The sequence below is a fragment of the Brevibacterium sp. 50QC2O2 genome (assembly GCF_024580675.1).
GTDB classification, from domain to species: Bacteria; Actinomycetota; Actinomycetes; order Actinomycetales; family Brevibacteriaceae; genus Brevibacterium; species Brevibacterium moorei.
Map to the genome: position 1 here is coordinate 65,116 of NZ_JANIJZ010000002.1, position 18,871 is coordinate 83,986.

Here is an 18,871-nt window from a genome sequence, read left to right on the forward strand (position 1 = left end):
CGCCTGAGCGCCCAAGGCGGCCGCGGCCTCGGCGGAGGTGCTCAGAACACCCAGCCCAGGGCCAGCCAACTGGCCGGGACGGCCAACGCGAATGCCAGGGCGCCGGCGGACCACCAGATCCGCCAGCGCCGGGTGCCGCGCAACAGGGCGATGAACAGGCAGGCCAGGACGCCGGCCAGGGCCAGCCAGCCGCAGGCGGAGTAGATGTACATGCCGATGGTGAAACCGGTACCGGGGGCGTCGTTGAGCAGCACGATATCGCGCATCGTCGAAGTCGCCAGCAGGGAGAAGCGAATCGCCAGCCACAGCAGCGGGATCGAGATGACAGCGGCTACGAGCGGTGGGATCCAGTTCAGCCGTCTGCGCCCGGCTTCGGGATCGGCGGCGATCCGGACGTGCTCGTCAGTCGGCCGGTATGCAGCGCGGGTGCGGGTGGAACGCGTGCGGTTCGAATGGTGATCGGTCACGGCCCCACAGCTTAGCGGGGACGCATGTGTTCCGGCTGGACAGTCAACGTAGAATGGTCCGGTGAGCTCGCAGACCCATACCCCCAAGGAAATCCGTGACCAGGCCGCGCGCCGGCGCACCTTCGCCGTCATTTCGCACCCCGACGCCGGTAAGTCCACGTTGACCGAGGCCCTGGCACTGCACGCCCGCGTCATCGGCCAGGCAGGCGCCACTCACGGCAAGGCGGGCCGCCGGGCCACCGTGTCCGACTGGATGCAGATGGAACAGGACCGCGGCATCTCGATCTCCTCGGCCGCGCTGCAGTTCGAATACCGCGACTGCGTCATCAACCTCATCGACACTCCCGGCCACGCCGACTTCTCCGAGGACACCTATCGGGTGCTCTCCTCAGTCGACTGCACCGTTATGCTCGTCGATGCGGCCAAGGGCCTGGAGACGCAGACGATGAAGCTCTTCGAAGTCTGCAAGCACCGCAACCTGCCGATCATCACGGTCATCAACAAGTGGGACAGGCCCGGCATCGACGCCCTCGAGCTGATGGACGAGATCCTCGAGCGCACCGGAATGCTGCCAACGCCACTGACCTGGCCGGTGGGGCAGTCGGGGGACTTCCGCGGGGTGCTGGACCGGACCTCGGGAACGTATACGAAGTACACGCGCAACGACGCCGGCGCCCGCATCGCCGAAGAACAGACGATGGACGCGGACGCCGCCCTGGAACTCGAGTCCGAGGCCTGGACGACGGCCGTGGACGAATCCGAACTGTTGGACTTGGAAGAGCAGAACCATGATCAGGAGCGCTTCCTGGCAGGCGAGACGACACCTGTGATGTTCGCCTCCGCGGTGCTCAACTTCGGTGTGCACAAGCTGCTTGACACGCTGGTGGACCTGGCACCGGCAGCCCTGCCGCGCACGGACGTCGCCGGTGGTGTGCGCCCGGTGGACTCCGCGTTCTCCGGGTTCGTGTTCAAAGTGCAGGCGGGCATGGACTCGCACCACCGCGACCGCCTGGCCTATATCCGGGTGTGCTCGGGTGTGTTCGAGCGTGGGATGGTCGTCACCCACGCCGCCTCCGGCAAGCCGTTCGCCACCAAGTACGCCCAGCAGGTCTTCGGGCGCGACCGCGAGGTCATCGACGAGGCCTGGCCCGGTGACGTGGTGGGCCTGGTCAACGCCTCGGCCCTGCGGGTGGGGGATTCGCTATATCTGGACGACCGGGTGGAGTACCCGCCGATCCCCACCTTCGCCCCCGAGCACTTCATGGTCATCCGCGCGCAGGACTCCTCGAAGTACAAGCAGTTCCGCCGTGGGATCGAACAGCTCGACCACGAGGGCGTCGTGCAGGTGCTGCGCTCGGACCTGCGCGGGGACCAAGCACCGGTGCTCGGCGCGGTGGGTCCCATGCAGTTCGAGGTGGCCGAGGACCGGATGGTACACGAGTTCCATGCTCCGGTGAAGATGGAGAGGCTGAACTTCTCGCTGGCCCGTCGCACGACGCCCGAGGCTGTGCCCACCCTGGCGCGTGAGCGCTCGGTCGAGGTGCTCTCGCGTTCCGACGGCGAACTGCTGGCCCTGTTCTCCGACCGCTGGCGTCTGCAGGGAGTCCAGCGCGAGCACCCCGAGCTGGTGCTCGAACCGCTTGTCGTGTCCTGAGCGATACTGAGTACTATTGAACCGTCTTGCCTATTACAAGGAGAATCCGCCAAGTGGCACACAATCCTATTCGCGTGGCGATTGCCGGTCTGGGCAATTGCGCATCCTCGCTCATCCAGGGCGTCGAATACTACAAGGACGCGGACCCGACCTCGCAGGTCCCGGGTCTGATGCACGTCCAGTTCGGTGACTACCACGTCGGCGATCTGCAGTTCGTCGCCGGCTTCGACGTCGATGGTAAGAAGGTCGGCGTGGACATCGCCGAGGCCATCGGCGCCAGCGAGAACAACACGATCCACATCGCCGACGTCCCGCCCACGGGTGTGGAGGTCATGCGCGGTCCGACCCTCGACGGTCTGGGCCGCTACTACCGCGACACCATCGTCGAATCCGACGCCGAACCCGTCGATGTGGCGCAGGCGCTGCGCGACGCCAAGGTCGACGTGCTGGTGTGCTATTTGCCCGTGGGCTCGCAGCAGGCCGTGGAGCACTACGCCCAGGCCGCGATCGACGCCCATGTCGCCTTCGTCAACGCCCTGCCGGTGTTCATCGCCGGCACCAAGGAATGGGACGAGAAGTTCAAAGCGGCCGGCGTGCCGATCGTCGGCGATGACATCAAGAGCCAGATCGGCGCGACCATCACCCACCGGGTGATGGCCAAGCTGTTCGAGGACCGTGGCGTGACCTTGGACCGGACGTATCAGCTCAACGTGGGCGGCAACATGGACTTCAAGAACATGTTGGAGCGCGAACGCCTGGAGTCGAAGAAGATCTCCAAGACCCAGGCCGTGACCTCGAACCTGCACAACAGCGACTTCGCCGGCAAGCAGGCCGACCGCAATGTCCACATCGGCCCCAGCGACTACGTCGCCTGGCTCGACGATCGCAAATGGGCATTCGTCCGCCTCGAGGGCCGCAACTTCGGCGATGCCCCGGTGTCGCTGGAGTACAAGCTGGAGGTCTGGGATTCCCCGAACTCCGCCGGCGTCATCATCGACGCGGTGCGCGCGGCCAAGATCGGTCTGGACCGGGGGATCGGCGGTGCGCTGATCTCGCCGAGCGCCTACTTCATGAAGTCGCCGCCCGAACAGCGCGACGACGACACGAACAAGAACGCCGTGGAGGCGTTCATCCGTGGGGACATCGAACGCTGAGTCCCACCGCCTGCTGAAGAATCAACACCCCTTGGTTATATAACCAAGGGGTGTTGATTCTTTTGCCAGGCTGCGCCCATAGAATTGTGGACCAAAGCACCACACAACAGGAGAGCACCACATGGGCAACCCCCTTATGGACCGGACCGTCCGCCAGGGAGTCTCCGACTCCCGTCACATGATCCCGCAGGGCCACCAGGCCGGCCCCGCCTCGTACCAGCCGGGCGCGCCCAGTGCCCAGCAGCTCGACCAGCAGTTCCAGATGCCCGCCTATCAGGCGGCACCGGCACAGCCCGAACGCGCGATGACCTACGATGACGTCTTCATGAAGTCGCTGGCCTGCTTCGGCATCCTGCTCGTCGGCGCGGCCGTGGGCTGGTTCATTCCCCAGCTGATGCTGGTGGGTGCCATCGTCGGGCTGGTCCTGGGCCTGGTCAACGCCTTCAAGAAGGAGCCCTCGAAGGGCCTGATCCTGGGCTATGCGGTATTCGAGGGCATGTTCCTCGGCGGCATCTCCAAGCTGTTCGAGTCCCTCTACGGCGGCATCGTGGTGCAGGCGGTGCTGGCCACCCTGAGTGTCTTCGCCGTCATGTTCTGCCTGTTCAAGTTCGCCAAGGTCCGGATGTCCGGGGGCTTCCTGAAGTTCCTGATGATCGCCGTGGGCGGTTATGCCGTGTTCTCGATCGTCAACTTCTTCTTCTCGATCTTCTCCGGCGGCGCGATGAACGCCCGCAGTGTGCAGATCAGCATCATGGGCATCGACATGCCCCTGGGCGTCATCATCGGCCTGGTCGCCACAGTGCTGGCGGCCATGACCCTGGTATCGGACTTCCAGATGATCGAACAGGGCGTGGTCAACCGGATCCCGGAGAAGTACTCCTGGCTGTGCGCCTTCTCGCTCATGACCACCCTGGTGTGGCTCTACGTCGAGATCCTGCGCCTGCTGTCCTATCTGCGCGGCAACGACTGATCGGTGGTGTTGAGCGATTCGGCGGCTGAGGTCCTGGAACAGGAGATCCGCCGCCTGCGCATCCGCCTGGCCGGGCTGACGCCGGCGCAGATGACGGCGGCCGGGCCCCTGGTGCGCGCGGTCCTGGTGGAGCTGAGCGCGCTGACCTCCGATGCCCGTCCGGTCCCCGACTACGGACAGCGCGCACTGCCCGACCAGCTGCTGGTGATGTTGCGCGACTGTCTGCCGGAGTGCGGGGCACAGGACGCCTGGTGCGCCGCCGGAGGCGAACTAGCCGCCGGGCTGCGCCGGGACCTCGGCGATATCTAGGGCCCACGCAGTCGAACCGGCAGTGGCCGGGCAGAACCCCGTGTTCTGCCCGGCCACTGCCGTATCCGCACCCGGCTCCCGCCACCGGAAGTCTCAGTCGCGCTCGAGTGCCCGGGTCAGAGTGTCCAGGCCGACCGAGCCCAGCGCCAGGGCCCTGGTGTGGAAGTCCTTGAGGCTGAACTCCCGGCCGGCCGCCTGCGCCTTGGCCCGCGCCGTGTCACGGGCGGACTCCCACAGGCGCTGCCCGATCTTATAGCTGGGCGCCTGGCCGGGCCACCCCAGGTACCGGTCGAGTTCGTAGCGCAGGAAGTTCCGCTCCATCGCGACATTGTCGGTCAGGTACTTCCACGCCTTCTCGGCGTCCCAGATCCCGCCGCCGTATTCGGCAGGGGCCTTCTTGCCCAGGTGGACGCCCAGGTCGACGACGACCCTGGCCGCCCGCAACCGCTGCGAATCCAAGGTGCCCATATAGTTCCCCGGCTCTTCCATGAAGCCCTGTTCGGCCATGAACTTCTCCGCGTACAGGGCCCAGCCCTCTCCGTGGCCGGAGACCCAGCACAGATTGCGCCGCCACATGTTGAGGCGGTCCTTCATCTGCACAGCCGTCCCCAACTGCAGATGGTGCCCCGGCACGCCCTCGTGGTAGACGGTCGTGAGCTCCTGCCAAGTGGAGAACTCCTCGACTCCGGCGGGCACCGACCACCACATGCGCCCCGGCCTGGAGAAGTCATCGGTGGGACCCGTGTAGTAGATGCCGCCGGTGCCATTGGGCAGGACCATCGCCTCGATCCGCTTGAGGTCCTCGGGGATGTCGAAATGCGTGCCGTCGAGCTGCGCGATCGCCTGATCCGCGGTCTCCTGCATCCACGTCCGCAGGGCGTCGAGGCCGTGGATCTTGCGCGCCGGATCCGCATCCAGGCGCTCGAGTGTCGCGCGCACGCTCAGATCCTCGCCCGGGTAGAGCAGCTGCGCGACCCGGCGCTGTTCGGCGTCGAGTTCGGCCACCTGCTCCAGGCCCCACTGGTAGGTCTCGTCGAGGTCCACGCTCGCGCCCAAGAACTCGCGGCTGTACAGGGCGTAGTCCTCCCGGCCCGCCGCATCCTGCGTGCGCGCGTGCGGCAGCACCGCGGTCTCCAGGAAGGTCTTGAAACCGGCATAGGCGCCCTTGGCCTGGGCCGCGGCATCGGCGAGCTCGCCGCGCAGGGCCTCTGGCACGGTCTCGCCGGAGACGAAGGCGTCGAAGGATCCGCCGGAGCGGGCCACCTCGGTGGCCTGGGCCATCACCGCGCGCACCTGGCGGACGGCAGGCGCCCTGCCGGCTGCGAGGGCGACTCGCAGGGACTCCTCGTAGCCGGCCAGGGCGCCGGCCACCGAGCGGAGTTTCCCGGCGCTGGCGGCCCAGTCGGCGGCGGTCTCGGTGGGCACCAGATCGAACAGATCGCGAATGTCCTGGGCGGGCGAGGCGATGTTGTTGAGCACACCCACGTCGAGTCCGCGGGCGTGGAGCTCGCGTTCGACGCCCAGGCGTTCGCGCATCGCGTCGAGCGTCACCGCGTCGACGTCGTCGAGCTCGTCGCGGTGCGCGGCCTGTTCCCGGTCCAGGGCGGTCAGGGTCGCGGCATTGAGTTCGTCCACCGCGGCGGCTCCGGCCGGGGAATAATCGTCGAGGGCATGGGGGTCGCCCTCGACGCCCAGGGAGACGCGCAGGCCGGGCGACAGCGCCAGCATCCGGGCCGAGTAGTCCTCGGCTATCGCGTCGATGGGGGACGGGGTGCGAGTTTCGTCAGTCATAGTCGAAAGCCTACCGGCCCCCGCTGGGGTAGGGGAGTCGGTGCGCTGGTTCAGCCGGTGGACACGGCAGGTGGTCCCCGCCCCGGCTGATTAGACTGCCCGGGTGGATAGAGCGCGGCTGTGGACCAAGGACTTCAATCTCTCGCTGGTCGTCAGCCTGTTCCTCAGCCTTTTGTTCTACATGCTCATGACCTCCCTGGCCGGCTACGCGGCCGGGCGCTTCCACGCCGGGGCGGCCGTGGCGGGTCTGGCCTCGAGCGCCTATATCGTCGGGGCGGTCGCCGGCCGGATCGTCGTCGGCAAGTATATGGACTTCATGGGGCGCAAGCGCCTGCTGCTGATCGTCCTGGCGTCCTCGATCGTCCTTTCGCTGCTCTACATCGCAGCGGGCGGGGTGTGGCTGTTGATCCTGGTCCGACTGGTCCATGGGGCCGGCTACGGATTGGGCCACACAGTGCTTATGACGATCGCGCAGAGTCTGATTCCCGACTCCCGCCGGGGCGAGGGCACCGGCTACTTCGGTCTGGCCACATCCCTGGCCACGGCGGTCGGGCCGCTGTGCGCCGTGGCGATCACCGCGGCTGCCGGCTATGACTGGTTGTTCATCACCTCGGCCCTGGTCTCCCTGGGTGGACTGCTGGCGCTGCTGTGCATGCGAGTGCCCGAACGCACCCCCGGTGCCGAGGAGATCGCGGGGAAGTGGCGGCTGTCCGCGGCCAGCATCGTGGCCCCCGGCGCCCTGCCGATCGCCCTGGTGATGTTCTTGGCCGGAATGGCGTATTCCGGGGTGCTGACATTCCTCCAGCCATTCGTCACGGCCCACGGCATGGCGCAGGCAGCGGGCTGGTTCTTCTTCGCCTATGCCTGCGCGACCTTCGCAGCCCGTCTGACGGTCGGCCGGATGCAGGATGCGCGCGGCGACAACGCGGTGGCCTATCCAATGCTGCTGGTCTTCGCGGTGGGCCTGGTGGTCCTGGCGCTCGCGCACGAGCCCTGGCAGATCGTGCTGGCGGGAGTCGCCCTGGGCGTGGGGTTCGGCTCGGTTATGCCGATCATGCAGACGATCGCCGTGCAGGCGGTCGGGCGCGCGCAGATCGGCGTGGCGATGGCGACCTTCTTCCTCATGCTCGACTTGGGCACCGGGATCGGCCCGCTCATCCTGGGCTGGGTCTCGGGTAGGGCCGGCGACCGGGCCATCTACGTCTGTGCGGCCGTGCTGATCGTCCTGGCGCTCGGCGTGTACACGGCGGTCCACGGCCGTGGACCCGGTCGTCGTACTCGAGGTTCCGGCACAGCGGGCGGGGGACCCGGCGCCTGAGGACCGGGACCCCCGCCGCGGTGCTTCAGTAGCGGCGGGCCCAACCACCGCGTGCCGGCCTGCCAGGGGCATGGATCCCCCTGGCAGGCGCTGCGAACACCCGCGGCGTGGCGGCCGGTTCCGGTGCCTGGCGCAACGCCACCGTGCGCCGTACGGTGACGAGGGCGGCGATGGCCGCCTGCTTGGCCAGGCGTCGTTCGAGCGCCGGGTCCAGGGATGCGGTGTTGGAGTCCTGTGCGCCGGTCACAGCGGAATGTTCCCGTGCTTGCGCTCGGGCGCGGCCACATGCTTGTTGCGCAGTGCGCGCAGTCCGCGGACGATCCGGGCGCGGGTCTCGGCCGGTGCGATCACCGCGTCGATGTAGCCCTCCTCGGCCGCCAGATAGGGATTGAGCAGGGCGTCCTCGTACTCCTCGACCAGGTCCGCGCGCACCGCCTCGACGTCGAGGCCGGCGTCCTGCGCATCCTTGAGCTTGCGGCGGTAGACGATGTTGGCGGCACCCTGTGCGCCCATCACGGCGATCTGCGCGGTGGGCCAGGCCAGGTTCAGGTCGGCGCCCAGCTGTTTGGAGCCCATCACACAGTACGCGCCGCCGTAGGCCTTGCGCGTGATCAGGGTGATCAGCGGGACGGTGGCCTCACCGTAGGCGTAGATGAGTTTGGCCCCGCGCCGGATGATTCCACCCAGTTCCTGGTCGGTCCCCGGTAGGAAGCCCGGCACGTCGACGAAGGTCAGGATCGGGATGTTGAAGGCATCGCAGAAGCGGACGAACCGGGCCGCCTTCTCGCTGGCGTCGATGTCGAGGGTACCGGCCAGCTGCATCGGCTGGTTCGCGATGACACCCACCGTCTGTCCCTCGACCCGGCCCAGACCCGTGACGACATTCGGCGCGAACAGTTCGGAGGCCTCCAGGAACTCGCCGTCGTCGAGTACCGTGCGCACGACGTCGAGGATGTCGTAGGGCTGGGCGGGGGAGTCGGGCACCAGGGTGTCCAGGGCCCGATCCTCATCGGAGGTCTCCAAGTCGACCGGATACCCGGTGGCGGGCGCCGGATCCATATTGTTCCCCGGCAGGAAGCTGAGCAGATCGCGCACATAGTTCAGTGCATCGGCCTCGTCGGCGGCCAGATAGTGGGCATTGCCCGAAACCGAATTGTGGGTCCTGGCCCCGCCCAACTCCTCATGGCCGACCTCTTCGCCGGTCACGGTCTTGATGACATCGGGACCGGTGATGTACATGTGACTGGTGCCGTCGACCATGATCGTGAAGTCGGTCAGCGCGGGGGAGTAGACCGCTCCACCGGCCGAGGGACCCATGATCAGGCTGATCTGCGGGATCACCCCGGAGGACTGGACGTTCCAGTGGAAGATCTCCGCGAACAGGGCGATCGATCCCACGCCCTCCTGGATCCTGGCGCCGCCGGAGTCGTTGACACCGATGATCGGGCAGCCCAGCTTGAGGGCCAGTTTCTGGACCTTGACGATCTTGCGGCCGTTGGCCTCGGCCAAGGAGCCGCCCAGGACGGTGAAATCGTGGGCGAACACCGCCACGGTGCGCCCGTCGATCGTGCCCAGGCCACACACCACACCGTCACCGTCGGGCCGGTTCGCCGCCATTCCGAACTGGGTGTTGTGGTGGCGGACGAATTCGTCTATCTCCTGGAAGGAACCCGCGTCGAGCAGCTGATCGATGCGTTCGCGGGCAGTCTGCTTGCCCTTGGCATGCTGCTTGTCGATGGCGGTCTGCTTGCCCGCATGGGCCAGCCTGCGCCGCTCGATGAGAGCCGCGAGTTTCGCCGCGGTGGTTTTCGGTGAGGATTCTGAACTCATGGCCTCCACCCTAGTCACGTACCCCCGCCGTTGTATGCCGCAGCCAAACCCATTAGGGTGATGTGGTGCACACAGTACCTGCTTCCTCGTATTTCAACGTGGATCGGGCCGTTGAACGCGCGCACGTTCGCGGTGCCGACCTGCCCAGGATCGTCTGGCCGGCGGAATCCGGTTCGACCAATGACGAACTCGCCGCCGCTCTGCAGGCGGATCCGAGCGCCTGGCCCGACTATTCCGTCTGGGGCACCGACCACCAGATTTCCGGTCATGCGCGGCTGGACCGGGTGTGGACGGTGCCGGCGCGCAAGGCGCTGACCGTTTCGGTGCCCGTGCGCATCCCCGCCGACCTGCCCATGACGGCACTGGGCTGGCTGCCCCTGATCACGGGAGCCGCCGTGGCGGGTGCGATCGGCGCCGCGGGCGTGGACGCCGGGGTCAAATGGCCCAATGACGTGCTGGTCGCCGGCAAGAAGATCTGCGGCATCCTGATCCGGATGGAACAGGTGGCAGACGAGCGCGTGGCGATCATCGGCATCGGAATCAATGTGTCGCTGGAGGCCGCGGAGCTGCCCGTGCCCACCGCCACCTCGCTGGCCCTGGCCGGCGGCAGCACCGATCGGGAACAGCTCCTGGCCGATGTGCTCGGTGGCCTGCGCTCGGGCCTGGGAGAGCTGTTCGGCCACGCCACGGAGCTGTCCGAGCGCCGGTTGGGTGTGTCCGATCTTGCAGTGGGCCGCCGGGTTCGCGATACGATGCTCACCCTGGGCCGTGGGGTCAGGGTCGAATTGCCGGGTGGGCGCAGCCTCACGGGCCGGGCGACCGGTCTGGGCGCTGGCGGTGACCTGGTGGTGGAAACCCCGGAGGGGACCGGGGAGGTCAGTGCCGGCGATGTGATCCATATCAGGGCGGATGCGAAAGGGGGCCTGCTGTGAGCGATGGGGCGCGGATGGACGACGAGGTGGCAGAGGCCGCCGCGGGGGAGCCCCCCGCCACCGGCTCGGGTGCCGTATCCCGGCTCGAGGACCGGCTGCTGGGCGGGAAGCGGGAACTGACGCGCAAGGAAGCGGCCGCCTCGGCCGGGGTATCGACGAAGATGTTGCGGAAGTTCTGGCGGGCCCTGGGCCTGCCGCGCATCCCGGATGGACAGGCCGCCTATACGCACAACGACGTTGCGGCACTGGCGGGGACGGCCACGATGGTCACCGATGGGATCGTCGACGAGGAGACCGCCGTCGCCCTGTTGCGCGCGGTGGGCCAGACCACCGACCGGTTGACGGTATGGCAGATGGAGACTCTGGTCGAGTACCTCAGCGACACCAAGGGCCGCTCGGAGAACGATGCCCGGGCCGAGGCCGTGGAGCTGTTCGATCGGCTGGTCGAACCCATGCAGAGCCTGCTCGACTACGCCTGGCGGCGTAATCTGGCCAATTCGCTGGGCCGTCTGTCTGTCAATGTCGAAGAGGGCCTGGCGATGGAGAATCGTACGGGCTGGTACGATTCGGCGATGCCCCTGGCCCGGGTGGTGGGTTTCGTCGACATGGTCTCCTATACCCGGTTGTCACAGCAGCTGGAGCCGCGTCAACTGGCATTCATGGTCAAGCGCTTCCAGGACCTGGCCTACAACGTCGTCGCCTCCGGCGGCGGCAGGGTGATCAAGACGGTCGGCGATGAGGTGTTCTTCGCCGCGGAGACGCCCATGTCCGGCGCGCAGATCTCCATGACGCTGATGGAGCGGATCCGTGCGGACGACCTGCTGCCCAAGGCCCGGCTGGGCTTCGCCTGGGGCAAGGTACTGTCCCGGATGGGCGATATCTTCGGCTCCACGGTCAATCTGGCCGCACGGCTGACCGCGGTGACCGAACCAGGTACGGTCCTCACCGACTGGGACACCGCACAGGTGCTCGCACGCTCGGACGCCTACGCCTTCGGTGCCCGCCGGGCGCTGAGCCTGCAGGGCCTGGGCGAGGTGAGCGTAGTGGAGATGACCCGTGGCACCGCCGGCGCCCTGGACCTGGACTTGGACGACGGGATAGGCGAGGAGCTCGGCGGTATCTGAGGCGGCGGGTTTAGAACAACGAGTCGGAATCGTCGTCGTGGCTGATGACCACGGCGTCCGAATCGTCATCGCGGGTCTGCGGGGCATCGGCCGGATCGTCCGGCCCCAGATCCAGGGGAGCGGTCGCCATGCCCCCGGTGGCCCGCGGACCGGCAGGCGCCTCCGGCGCAGTGCCCTGTCCCAACGGAGTTCCCTGGCCGTCTCCGGTCACACCGGCCTCGGCCGACGCGGCGCCATCCGCGGCTCCGCCTGGCACCGTGCCGATCGCATCGACCTTCGACTCCAGGGGCGTACCCGAGGCGTCCCGGCGGGCGAGTTCGCCCGGCAGTTCCCTGGCCCCGCCGGCGGCTGCGGCGCCCTGTGGGGCGGGCCCGGCGAAGCCCAGGACGAGTTCGGTCTCCCCTTTGAGGAAGCGCTGGGCGCGTACCCCGGCGGTCGCCCTGCCCTTGGTGGGGAATTCGGCCAGCTCGCTGACCTTCACGCTGGGCTGCGCGGCGCCCGGGCCCTGCGCGATCGTCACAACCCGGTTTTCGGCGCGTGGATCGACCAGCTGGAAGGACACGACCTTGGCGCCGGAGCCCAGCTTGATGCCGGCCACCCCGCCGGCGCCGATGCCCTGGGCACGCAGCACATCGGCGCCGAAGGTCAACAGCTGGGCCGCCGAGGTGATGAAGACCGCCTGCCCGGCGCCCACATCGTCGAGCTGGCCGCAGCCGATCACCCTGTCGCGGCCCTTGAGCCCGATGACCTCCCAGTCGGGGCGGTTCGACGGGGGTTCGTGTCCGGCCACCCGTTTGACCACCCCGCCGGTCGTGCCCAGGATGAAATCGCGGCTGAAGTCGACGATGCCGATGAGCTTCTCCTTGGCCTCGAGAGTGAGGAACTCCGCGGCCCGCACCCCGCCGGCCACATTCGCCCGCGTGGCCTGGGCCGGCAGCTGGGGCAGCGAGACCACGTCCACCGGCAACAACCGGCCGGTCGAGGTGATGGCGCCCAGCGTGCCGCGGCTGGTGGTCCGCACTTGGGAGACCAGGGCATCGTGTGAGGCCCGGCGGCCGGTGTGCGGCAGTGGGCCCGAGGTGGTGGTCCGCGCGATCCTGCCGGAGGTGCTCAGCAGCACCCAGCAGGGCACATCGGGGATGGTCAGCTCAGCCTTGCCCTTCTTCCGCCCGGCCGCGGTGATCTGCTTGAGGTCGCCTGCGACCAATACGGTGCGGCGGGGGGATTCCAGGGCCGCCGCGGTCTCGCCCAGTTCATCGGAGACCATCCGGCGCAGCTTCTGCGGATCGGCCAGCACCCCGCTGAGGAATTCGATCCGGGCACGCAACTCATCGCGTTCGGCCTCGAGTTCGATTCGGGAGAACTTGGTCAGCCGGCGCAGCTGCAGGTCGAGGATGTAAGTCGCCTGGATCTCCGAGAGGTCGAAGACGTCCATCAGCCGGGTCCGCGCGGTCGCCGCATCGTCTGATCCGCGGATCAGCTGCACGACCTCGTCGATGTCGAGGATGGCCACCAGCAGGCCCTCGACCAAGTGCAGGCGGTCCTGCGCCTTGTGCAATTGGAATTCGCAGCGGCGTCGCACCACGTCGATGCGGTGGCCGACGAACACCTGCAGCAGCTCCTTGAGTCCCAGGGTCCGGGGATGGCCGTCTACCAGGCAGACGTTGTTGATGCCGAAGGAGTCCTCCATCGGGGTCAGCCGATAGAGCTCTTCGAGCACGGCCTCCGGATTGAAGCCGTTCTTCACACCGATCACCAGGCGCAGGCCGTTCTTGCGGTCGGAGAAGTCGTCGATCGAGGCGATCCCGGTCAGGCGCTTGGCGTTGACCTGGTCCTTGACCTTCTCGATGATCTTCTCCGGGCCCACCAGATAGGGCAGCTCGGTCACCACGATGCCCTTGCGCCGGGCCGTGAGGTTTTCGAATCTCACCGTGGCCCTGGTGCGGAAGGTGCCGCGGCCGGACTCATAGGCCTCCCGCACCCCGTCGAGGCCGATGATCCGCCCACCGGTGGGTAGATCGGGCCCCGGCACGAAGCGCATGAGCTCGTCGAGCTCGGCGTCCGGGTGGGAGATGAGGTGCTGGGCTGCGGCGATGACCTCGCCGGGGTTGTGCGGGGCCATGTTCGTGGCCATCCCCACTGCGATGCCGGATGCCCCGTTGACCAGCAGATTGGGGAAGGCGCTGGGCAGAACGTCCGGTTGGGTCAGGGTGTTGTCGTAGTTGGGCACGAAGTCCACGACGTCCTCGTCGAGGCCGGCGATCATCGTCATCGCCGCGTCCGTCAGTTTCGCCTCCGTGTAGCGGGCGGCGGCCGGCCCGTCGTCCAGGCTGCCGAAGTTGCCGTGGCCGTCGACCAGGGGAACGCGCATGACGAAGTCCTGGCTCAGGCGCACCAGCGCATCGTAGATCGCCGAATCGCCGTGTGGGTGCAGCTTGCCCATGACGTCGCCGATGATGCGCGAGGACTTCACATAGGGCCGTTCGGGCCGCAGCCCCATTTCGCCCATTTGGTAGACGATGCGGCGTTGGACGGGCTTCATCCCGTCACGGGCATCGGGCAGGGCACGTGAGTAGATGACCGAATACGCGTATTCGAGGAAGGACGTCTCCATTTCCTGGGTGACGTCGATATCGACGATCTTGCCGTCGGGGTGCGCTGCCATGGGTGATGACTCCTGCCTGAGCTTTAATCGAACAACGCTACTACTCTACCGGCAGGTACGGACACGTCGTCCGCCCGCGCCCCTCGGCGGCCTACAGACGGGGCGGGCGGACGGCGTCGGGGGCTCAGAGATTCATCCGGCGCCGCCGGGAATCCATCCGGTCGGAATCCGCGCTCAAGGTCACGGTGGCGGAGAGGATGGTGGGTTCGGCCGTGGTGACGGTGATCGGGCGCAGCGTGATCCGCCGGACCATCGGGAACCGATCCACCAGGGCCGACAGCCGGATGAGCACCAGTTCCACTGGGAACACATTGGCCACGGGCAGTCCCTTGTAGCCGAACAGGCGCGGTGAGGACCCCAATCCCCTGATCATCTGTGCGGCGTCCACATCGGTCAGCGGTGCCACCCGGTGGGCCACGTCGTCGAGCAGTTCCGCAGCGTCCCCGGCCAGGGCGAAGGACACCATCGGGCCCAACAGGGGGTCCTCGCCGGCGCGCACGATGCAGGGGGTGCCGGGTTCGGCCATGGTCTGCACATCGATCCGGTGGTCGGTGCCCGGAGACACCGCGTCGATGATGTCGATGATCGCCTGGTAGTCCTCCCGCAGTTCGTCCGGGTCCGAAACATCGAGCTTCACCGCGCCCAGTTCCACCCGGTGCCGCAGCTGACGGTGGAGGGGTTTGAGCGCTACGGGATAGCCCAGCTTCGCGGCGGCGGCCAGCGCCTCGTCGACGGATGCAGTGGATACCTGGGGCAGCACCCGCACCTGGTAGGCGCCCAACAGGCGGGCCACTTCATCGGGTTCCAGCCGGACCTCGGCCCGGTCCTCGGTGGCGCGGGCCAGGGCCGTTTCGATGACGGTGCGGGCCTCGCGCGTGTCGACGTCGTCGAGTTCCGGGTAGGTGCCGTGGTCCGAACCGCGCCAAACCGCGTACTCGGTCGCCCTGGCCAACGCCCAGACCGCGTTCTCCGGCCCCAAGTAGCTGGGGATCCGGTGGACCTGGAGGCCGCCGGTGGTACCCCGGGTGTAGGCGGTCAGCTCCCGGTTGAGCCCCTGAATGCCCATGAACACGGCCACTGTGGTCTTCTCCGACTTCGCGGCGACCTCGGCCAGGGTCTCCGCGATCGTGTTCTCCCGACCGGCCGCGCTGGGTACCAGGTTCACGACGACCGAGTCCACCGCATCATCGGCGTAGAGCGCGCGCAGTTCGGCCTCGAATTCCCCTGCCGTGACCTCCGGATGCAGGGAGACCGCCGGGCGCTCTACGCGCAGCCCCTCGGCCCTGGCCTGTTGGACGACCAGCGTCGACAGGGCGGCCGAATTGCCGATCACTCCGACCCGTCTGCCCGCGGGCAGGGGCTGGTTCGAAAAGACCTGGGCCAGGTCGAACAGCTGACCGATATTGGCCGCGCGCAGCACACCGGCCTGGGCCAGCACCTGATCCAGGGCGGAGGGCGAAAGACTCGACACCCGCACCTGGTGGCCGGGGGGCAGTTCGCGCCCCGTCAGATCGGATTTGATGACGATGACCGGTTTGGTGCGGGTGACGCGCCGGGCGATCCGGGAGAACTTCCGGGGATTGCCGATCGACTCCAGGTACAGGCCGATCGTCTTGGTCTCCGGATCCTCCTCCCAATACTGCAGGACGTCATTGCCGGAGAGGTCGGCCCGGTTGCCGGCCGAGACGAAGGTGGAGATGCCCAGGCCCCGGTCCTTGGCCGCCTGCAGCATCGCGGTGGCCAGAGCACCGGACTGATTGAACAGGCCAATCGATCCGGGTTCGGGCACGATCGGCGAAAGGGACGCGTTCAGGGAGATCTCGGTCGAATTGTTGATCAGGCCGAACGAGTTCGGGCCGATCACCCGCATCCCATGGGACCTGGCCACCGCCACGACCTCGCGCTGGAGCTCGGCGCCGGCCGGGCCCTCCTCGGCGAAACCGGAGGAGATCACGGCGACCGCCTTGACCCCGTGTTCGGCACAGTTGAGTACGACGCCCTTGACCGCCTCGGCCGGGACCGCGATAACGGCCAGATCGACATCGCCGTCGATATCGGCCAGTGACTTCTCCGCGGGGATCCCGGCGACCTCTGCGGCCGAATGGTGTACCACGTGCAGTGATCCCCGGTAGCCGGCGGCGACCAGGTTGCGCAGCAGCAGGTTGCCGGCGCTGGTGCGCTTGCGCGAGGCCCCGATGACGACGACCGAGGCCGGGTGCAGCACGGAGCGCACGCTCAGTGCCTCCGCACGGTGCTCCCGCGATTCCTGCACCTGGATCGACTTCTCCGTCGGGTCGATCTCGAAGCGCACCGCCACGACACCGTCCTCGAACTCCCTGCTGACCTCGAAGCCGGCGGCGGCGAAGACCTGCAGCATCGAACGGTTCTGGGGCAGCACCTCGGCGGTGAACTGGGTGATCCCCACCTCACGGCCGATCGCGGCCAGGTGCTCCAACAGAATGGAGCCCAGTCCGCGGCCCTGATGGGCGTCGGCGATGTTGAAGGCGACCTCGGCGGAGGAGTCGTCGAGCCGGTCGAAGCGGCCGATCCCGATGATCTCTTCGCCGATCGTGATGACCAGGGCCACCCGGTCGTGGTAATCGACGTTGACGAAGCGCTGCAACTGCGCCTCGGGGATCACCGCCAGCGGGGCGAAATACCTCAGATAGATCGATTCGGCCGACTGCCTGGCGTGCATGTCCTGCACCGCTTGCGCGTCCTCCGGCACGATCGGCCGCAGATGGGCGGTCTGCCCATCGCGGAGAACGACATCGGCTTCCCAGTCCGCGGGGTATCTGTCCATGGGCTCAGCATATGCCGAATGCCACTGCCAAGCACGGGTCGGTGCCCCGGAGGGTCCGGTGCGCACATCCGGCATGAAAGAATATCCGCATGTCTGTGCCTACCGAGCTCATCCACGACCTGCAGAACACCGGGTACTATCCGCAGCTGACCCAGGACCTCATCGCAGAGGTCCTCTACGGGGAGGATGTGCTGGCCCACATCGTGCAGATGGACACGCACATCGACCTGGAATCAATCCACCGACACGTCACGGTGTTCGCTGTGACGGAGACCCGGCTGCTCCTGGCGCACGTCGATGACGATCAGGGGGAGGCGGGCCGGCCCGCGCAGGCCCTGACCAATACCGAGGAGATCGCCCTTGAACGGGTGAGCTGCGCGGTACTGGGCCGGGTCTACAATGAGCCCGCGCGCTATACGCCCGGCCAGCGCCCCATCGAGGTCTCGGTGAATCTGGCCTGGGGCAATGTCCGTCGCCTCGACGTGTACCCCGAAACCTGCGCCGATCCGGCTTGTGAGGGCGATCATGGCTACGCCGGATCCGAAGTGGGCGATGACGTCAACCTGCGGGTGGCGGCTCAGGCGGAGGGGCAGGCGGCTGTCGACCGAGCCGAACACTTCGCACTGACGCTCAAGCGCCTGGTCCACCGTGCCCGCCTGCTGAGTCGGCGGTCCTGAACATGGCACCGGCACCGGTGGGACTCACCCCACCCGACTATGCGGGGCCCCAACTGGCCGATGTGCTGCCGGCGGCGGCCCTGTCACTGGACGCGGGCTCGGTGTTGGCCCCGGAACGCGCCGCCCGCGCGGAGGCGCTGGAACCCGAGCGCGGCAAGCGGGTCGTCATCGTGGTCCTGGTAGACGGGCTCGGCGCCGTGCTGTTGCGCGAACGGGCCGCTCACGCCGCATTCTTGCGCCGGCAGCTGCCGCGGATGCGCGAGATCAGCGCGGGTTTCCCCTCGACCACGGCCAATTCCCTGACCAGCCTGGGCACCGGTCTGCCGCCGGTGGGCCACGGGGTGCTCGGCTACACCCTGTTGGACCCGGTCAGGCGCGTCGTGTTCAACCAGCTGACCTGGGACCGCGGCCCCGATCCGCGCACCTGGGTGGGCGGCGGCAGCCTGTTCGGGGAACTGGCCGGTGCGGGAATCGATGTGGTCAGTCTGGGCGAGCCCAAGTTCGCCGGGCGCGGACTCAACGGCTCCGCTCTGGGCGGAGGGCGCTTCCGCGGCTCGAAGACCCTGGGTGAGCGGGTCGCACAGGCCAGTGCAGAGGCCGCCAAGCCGGGCCGGCGCCTGATCTACCTGTACTGGGGCGCGCTCGACAAGGCCGGGCACGGCAAGGGCTATGACTCCTTCGACTGGACGACGGCGCTGGAGGAGGCCGACCGTGAGCTCTCCCGCCTGTCCCGGGTGTGCGGTGGAGACGTGCTCATGACGATTGTGGCCGACCACGGCATGGTCGACGTGGCCGAGGAGCAGCGGGTGGACATGGCGGGCGTGCCGGGTCTGCTCGACGGCGTCGAATTCATCGCGGGCGAACCCCGGGCCCGTCACATCCACACGGTTCCGGGAGCGCAGGACGCGGCGGCGCAGGCGTTCTCCGAGCTGTTGGGGGACCGGGCGGCGGTTCTGCGCCGGGACGAGGCGATCGACGGCGGTTGGTTCGGCCCCACCGGGACCCCGCCGGCCGACGAGGTGCGGGCCCGGATCGGCGACCTCGTCGTGGTGGCCGATGAGGGTCTGGGCCTGGTCGACTCCGGCCACGACACCCCGACGGCACTGCGGCTGATCGGCCAGCACGGTTCGGTCAGTCGGCGTGAGTTGTCCATTCCCTATATTCCGGTGGGATGAGC

The 18,871-nt window shown here is 67.8% G+C and carries 15 protein-coding genes; 9 read left to right on the forward strand and 6 right to left on the reverse strand.

The annotated features are described in order from the left end of the window. Nucleotides 1–41: 41 nt before the first annotated feature. Entirely contained in the window at nt 42–467 is a 426-nt protein-coding gene (locus NQ038_RS01755) for a hypothetical protein (RefSeq protein WP_257058501.1), read from the reverse strand. Nucleotides 468–528: 61 nt separating this feature from the next. On the opposite strand from NQ038_RS01755, the gene NQ038_RS01760 reads away from it, so the two are divergent. From NQ038_RS01760 to NQ038_RS01775, 4 genes are all read left to right on the forward strand, one after another. Then, nucleotides 529–2,121: a peptide chain release factor 3 gene (locus NQ038_RS01760; protein WP_257058502.1), complete on the forward strand. Its 1,593-nt coding sequence runs from the start codon at nt 529–531 to the stop codon at nt 2,119–2,121. A 53-nt stretch (nt 2,122–2,174) separates the two neighbouring features. After that, nucleotides 2,175–3,275: an inositol-3-phosphate synthase gene (locus NQ038_RS01765; protein WP_257048727.1), complete on the forward strand. Its 1,101-nt coding sequence runs from the start codon at nt 2,175–2,177 to the stop codon at nt 3,273–3,275. 121 nt (nt 3,276–3,396) lie between these two features. Beyond that, nucleotides 3,397–4,245, forward strand: coding sequence for a Bax inhibitor-1/YccA family protein (locus NQ038_RS01770; RefSeq protein ID WP_257048725.1), 849 nt, complete (start codon nt 3,397–3,399; stop codon nt 4,243–4,245). Between the two features lie 6 nt (nt 4,246–4,251). Then, the gene (locus tag NQ038_RS01775; RefSeq protein ID WP_257061689.1) at nt 4,252–4,554 is read left to right on the forward strand and encodes a hypothetical protein; all 303 of its coding nucleotides are present in this window, start codon (nt 4,252–4,254) and stop codon (nt 4,552–4,554) included. A 93-nt stretch (nt 4,555–4,647) separates the two neighbouring features. Here the strand turns inward: NQ038_RS01775 and NQ038_RS01780 are convergent, their stop codons facing one another. Continuing rightward, nucleotides 4,648–6,345: a DUF885 domain-containing protein gene (locus NQ038_RS01780; protein ID WP_257048723.1), complete on the reverse strand. Its 1,698-nt coding sequence runs from the start codon at nt 6,343–6,345 to the stop codon at nt 4,648–4,650. Nucleotides 6,346–6,448: 103 nt separating this feature from the next. On the opposite strand from NQ038_RS01780, the gene NQ038_RS01785 reads away from it, so the two are divergent. Beyond that, nucleotides 6,449–7,663 (forward strand): MFS transporter, encoded by a 1,215-nt coding sequence (locus tag NQ038_RS01785; protein WP_257048722.1) that lies wholly within the window; start codon nt 6,449–6,451, stop codon nt 7,661–7,663. 25 nt (nt 7,664–7,688) lie between these two features. Here the strand turns inward: NQ038_RS01785 and NQ038_RS01790 are convergent, their stop codons facing one another. Further along, entirely contained in the window at nt 7,689–7,910 is a 222-nt protein-coding gene (locus NQ038_RS01790; RefSeq protein WP_257061690.1) for a hypothetical protein, read from the reverse strand. Beyond that, nucleotides 7,907–9,493: an acyl-CoA carboxylase subunit beta gene (locus NQ038_RS01795; RefSeq protein ID WP_257061691.1), complete on the reverse strand. Its 1,587-nt coding sequence runs from the start codon at nt 9,491–9,493 to the stop codon at nt 7,907–7,909. The genes NQ038_RS01790 and NQ038_RS01795 overlap by 4 nt, the downstream gene beginning before the upstream one ends. 65 nt (nt 9,494–9,558) lie before the next feature. Between NQ038_RS01795 and NQ038_RS01800 the strand changes: the two genes are divergently transcribed. Together NQ038_RS01800 and NQ038_RS01805 are read left to right on the forward strand one after the other, a co-directional pair. Then, nucleotides 9,559–10,425: a biotin--[acetyl-CoA-carboxylase] ligase gene (locus NQ038_RS01800; RefSeq protein WP_257061692.1), complete on the forward strand. Its 867-nt coding sequence runs from the start codon at nt 9,559–9,561 to the stop codon at nt 10,423–10,425. Beyond that, nucleotides 10,422–11,549, forward strand: a complete 1,128-nt coding sequence (locus tag NQ038_RS01805; RefSeq protein WP_257061693.1) for an adenylate/guanylate cyclase domain-containing protein — start codon at nt 10,422–10,424, stop codon at nt 11,547–11,549. The genes NQ038_RS01800 and NQ038_RS01805 overlap by 4 nt, the downstream gene beginning before the upstream one ends. Nucleotides 11,550–11,559: 10 nt before the next feature. On the opposite strand, the gene NQ038_RS01810 is transcribed toward NQ038_RS01805, so the two are convergent. Together NQ038_RS01810 and NQ038_RS01815 are read right to left on the reverse strand one after the other, a co-directional pair. Then, the gene (locus NQ038_RS01810; protein ID WP_257061694.1) at nt 11,560–14,214 is read right to left on the reverse strand and encodes a DNA topoisomerase (ATP-hydrolyzing) subunit A; all 2,655 of its coding nucleotides are present in this window, start codon (nt 14,212–14,214) and stop codon (nt 11,560–11,562) included. Nucleotides 14,215–14,338: 124 nt separating this feature from the next. Beyond that, nucleotides 14,339–17,017, reverse strand: coding sequence for a GNAT family N-acetyltransferase (locus tag NQ038_RS01815; protein WP_257061695.1), 2,679 nt, complete (start codon nt 17,015–17,017; stop codon nt 14,339–14,341). A gap of 89 nt (nt 17,018–17,106) precedes the next feature. On the opposite strand from NQ038_RS01815, the gene NQ038_RS01820 reads away from it, so the two are divergent. Both NQ038_RS01820 and NQ038_RS01825 read left to right on the forward strand, forming a co-directional pair. Next, nucleotides 17,107–17,694, forward strand: coding sequence for a DUF5998 family protein (locus tag NQ038_RS01820; RefSeq protein WP_257048713.1), 588 nt, complete (start codon nt 17,107–17,109; stop codon nt 17,692–17,694). A gap of 2 nt (nt 17,695–17,696) precedes the next feature. Next, complete coding sequence (locus NQ038_RS01825; RefSeq protein WP_257058508.1) at nt 17,697–18,869, forward strand: alkaline phosphatase family protein; 1,173 nt, start codon at nt 17,697–17,699, stop codon at nt 18,867–18,869. Nucleotides 18,870–18,871: the final 2 nt, after the last annotated feature.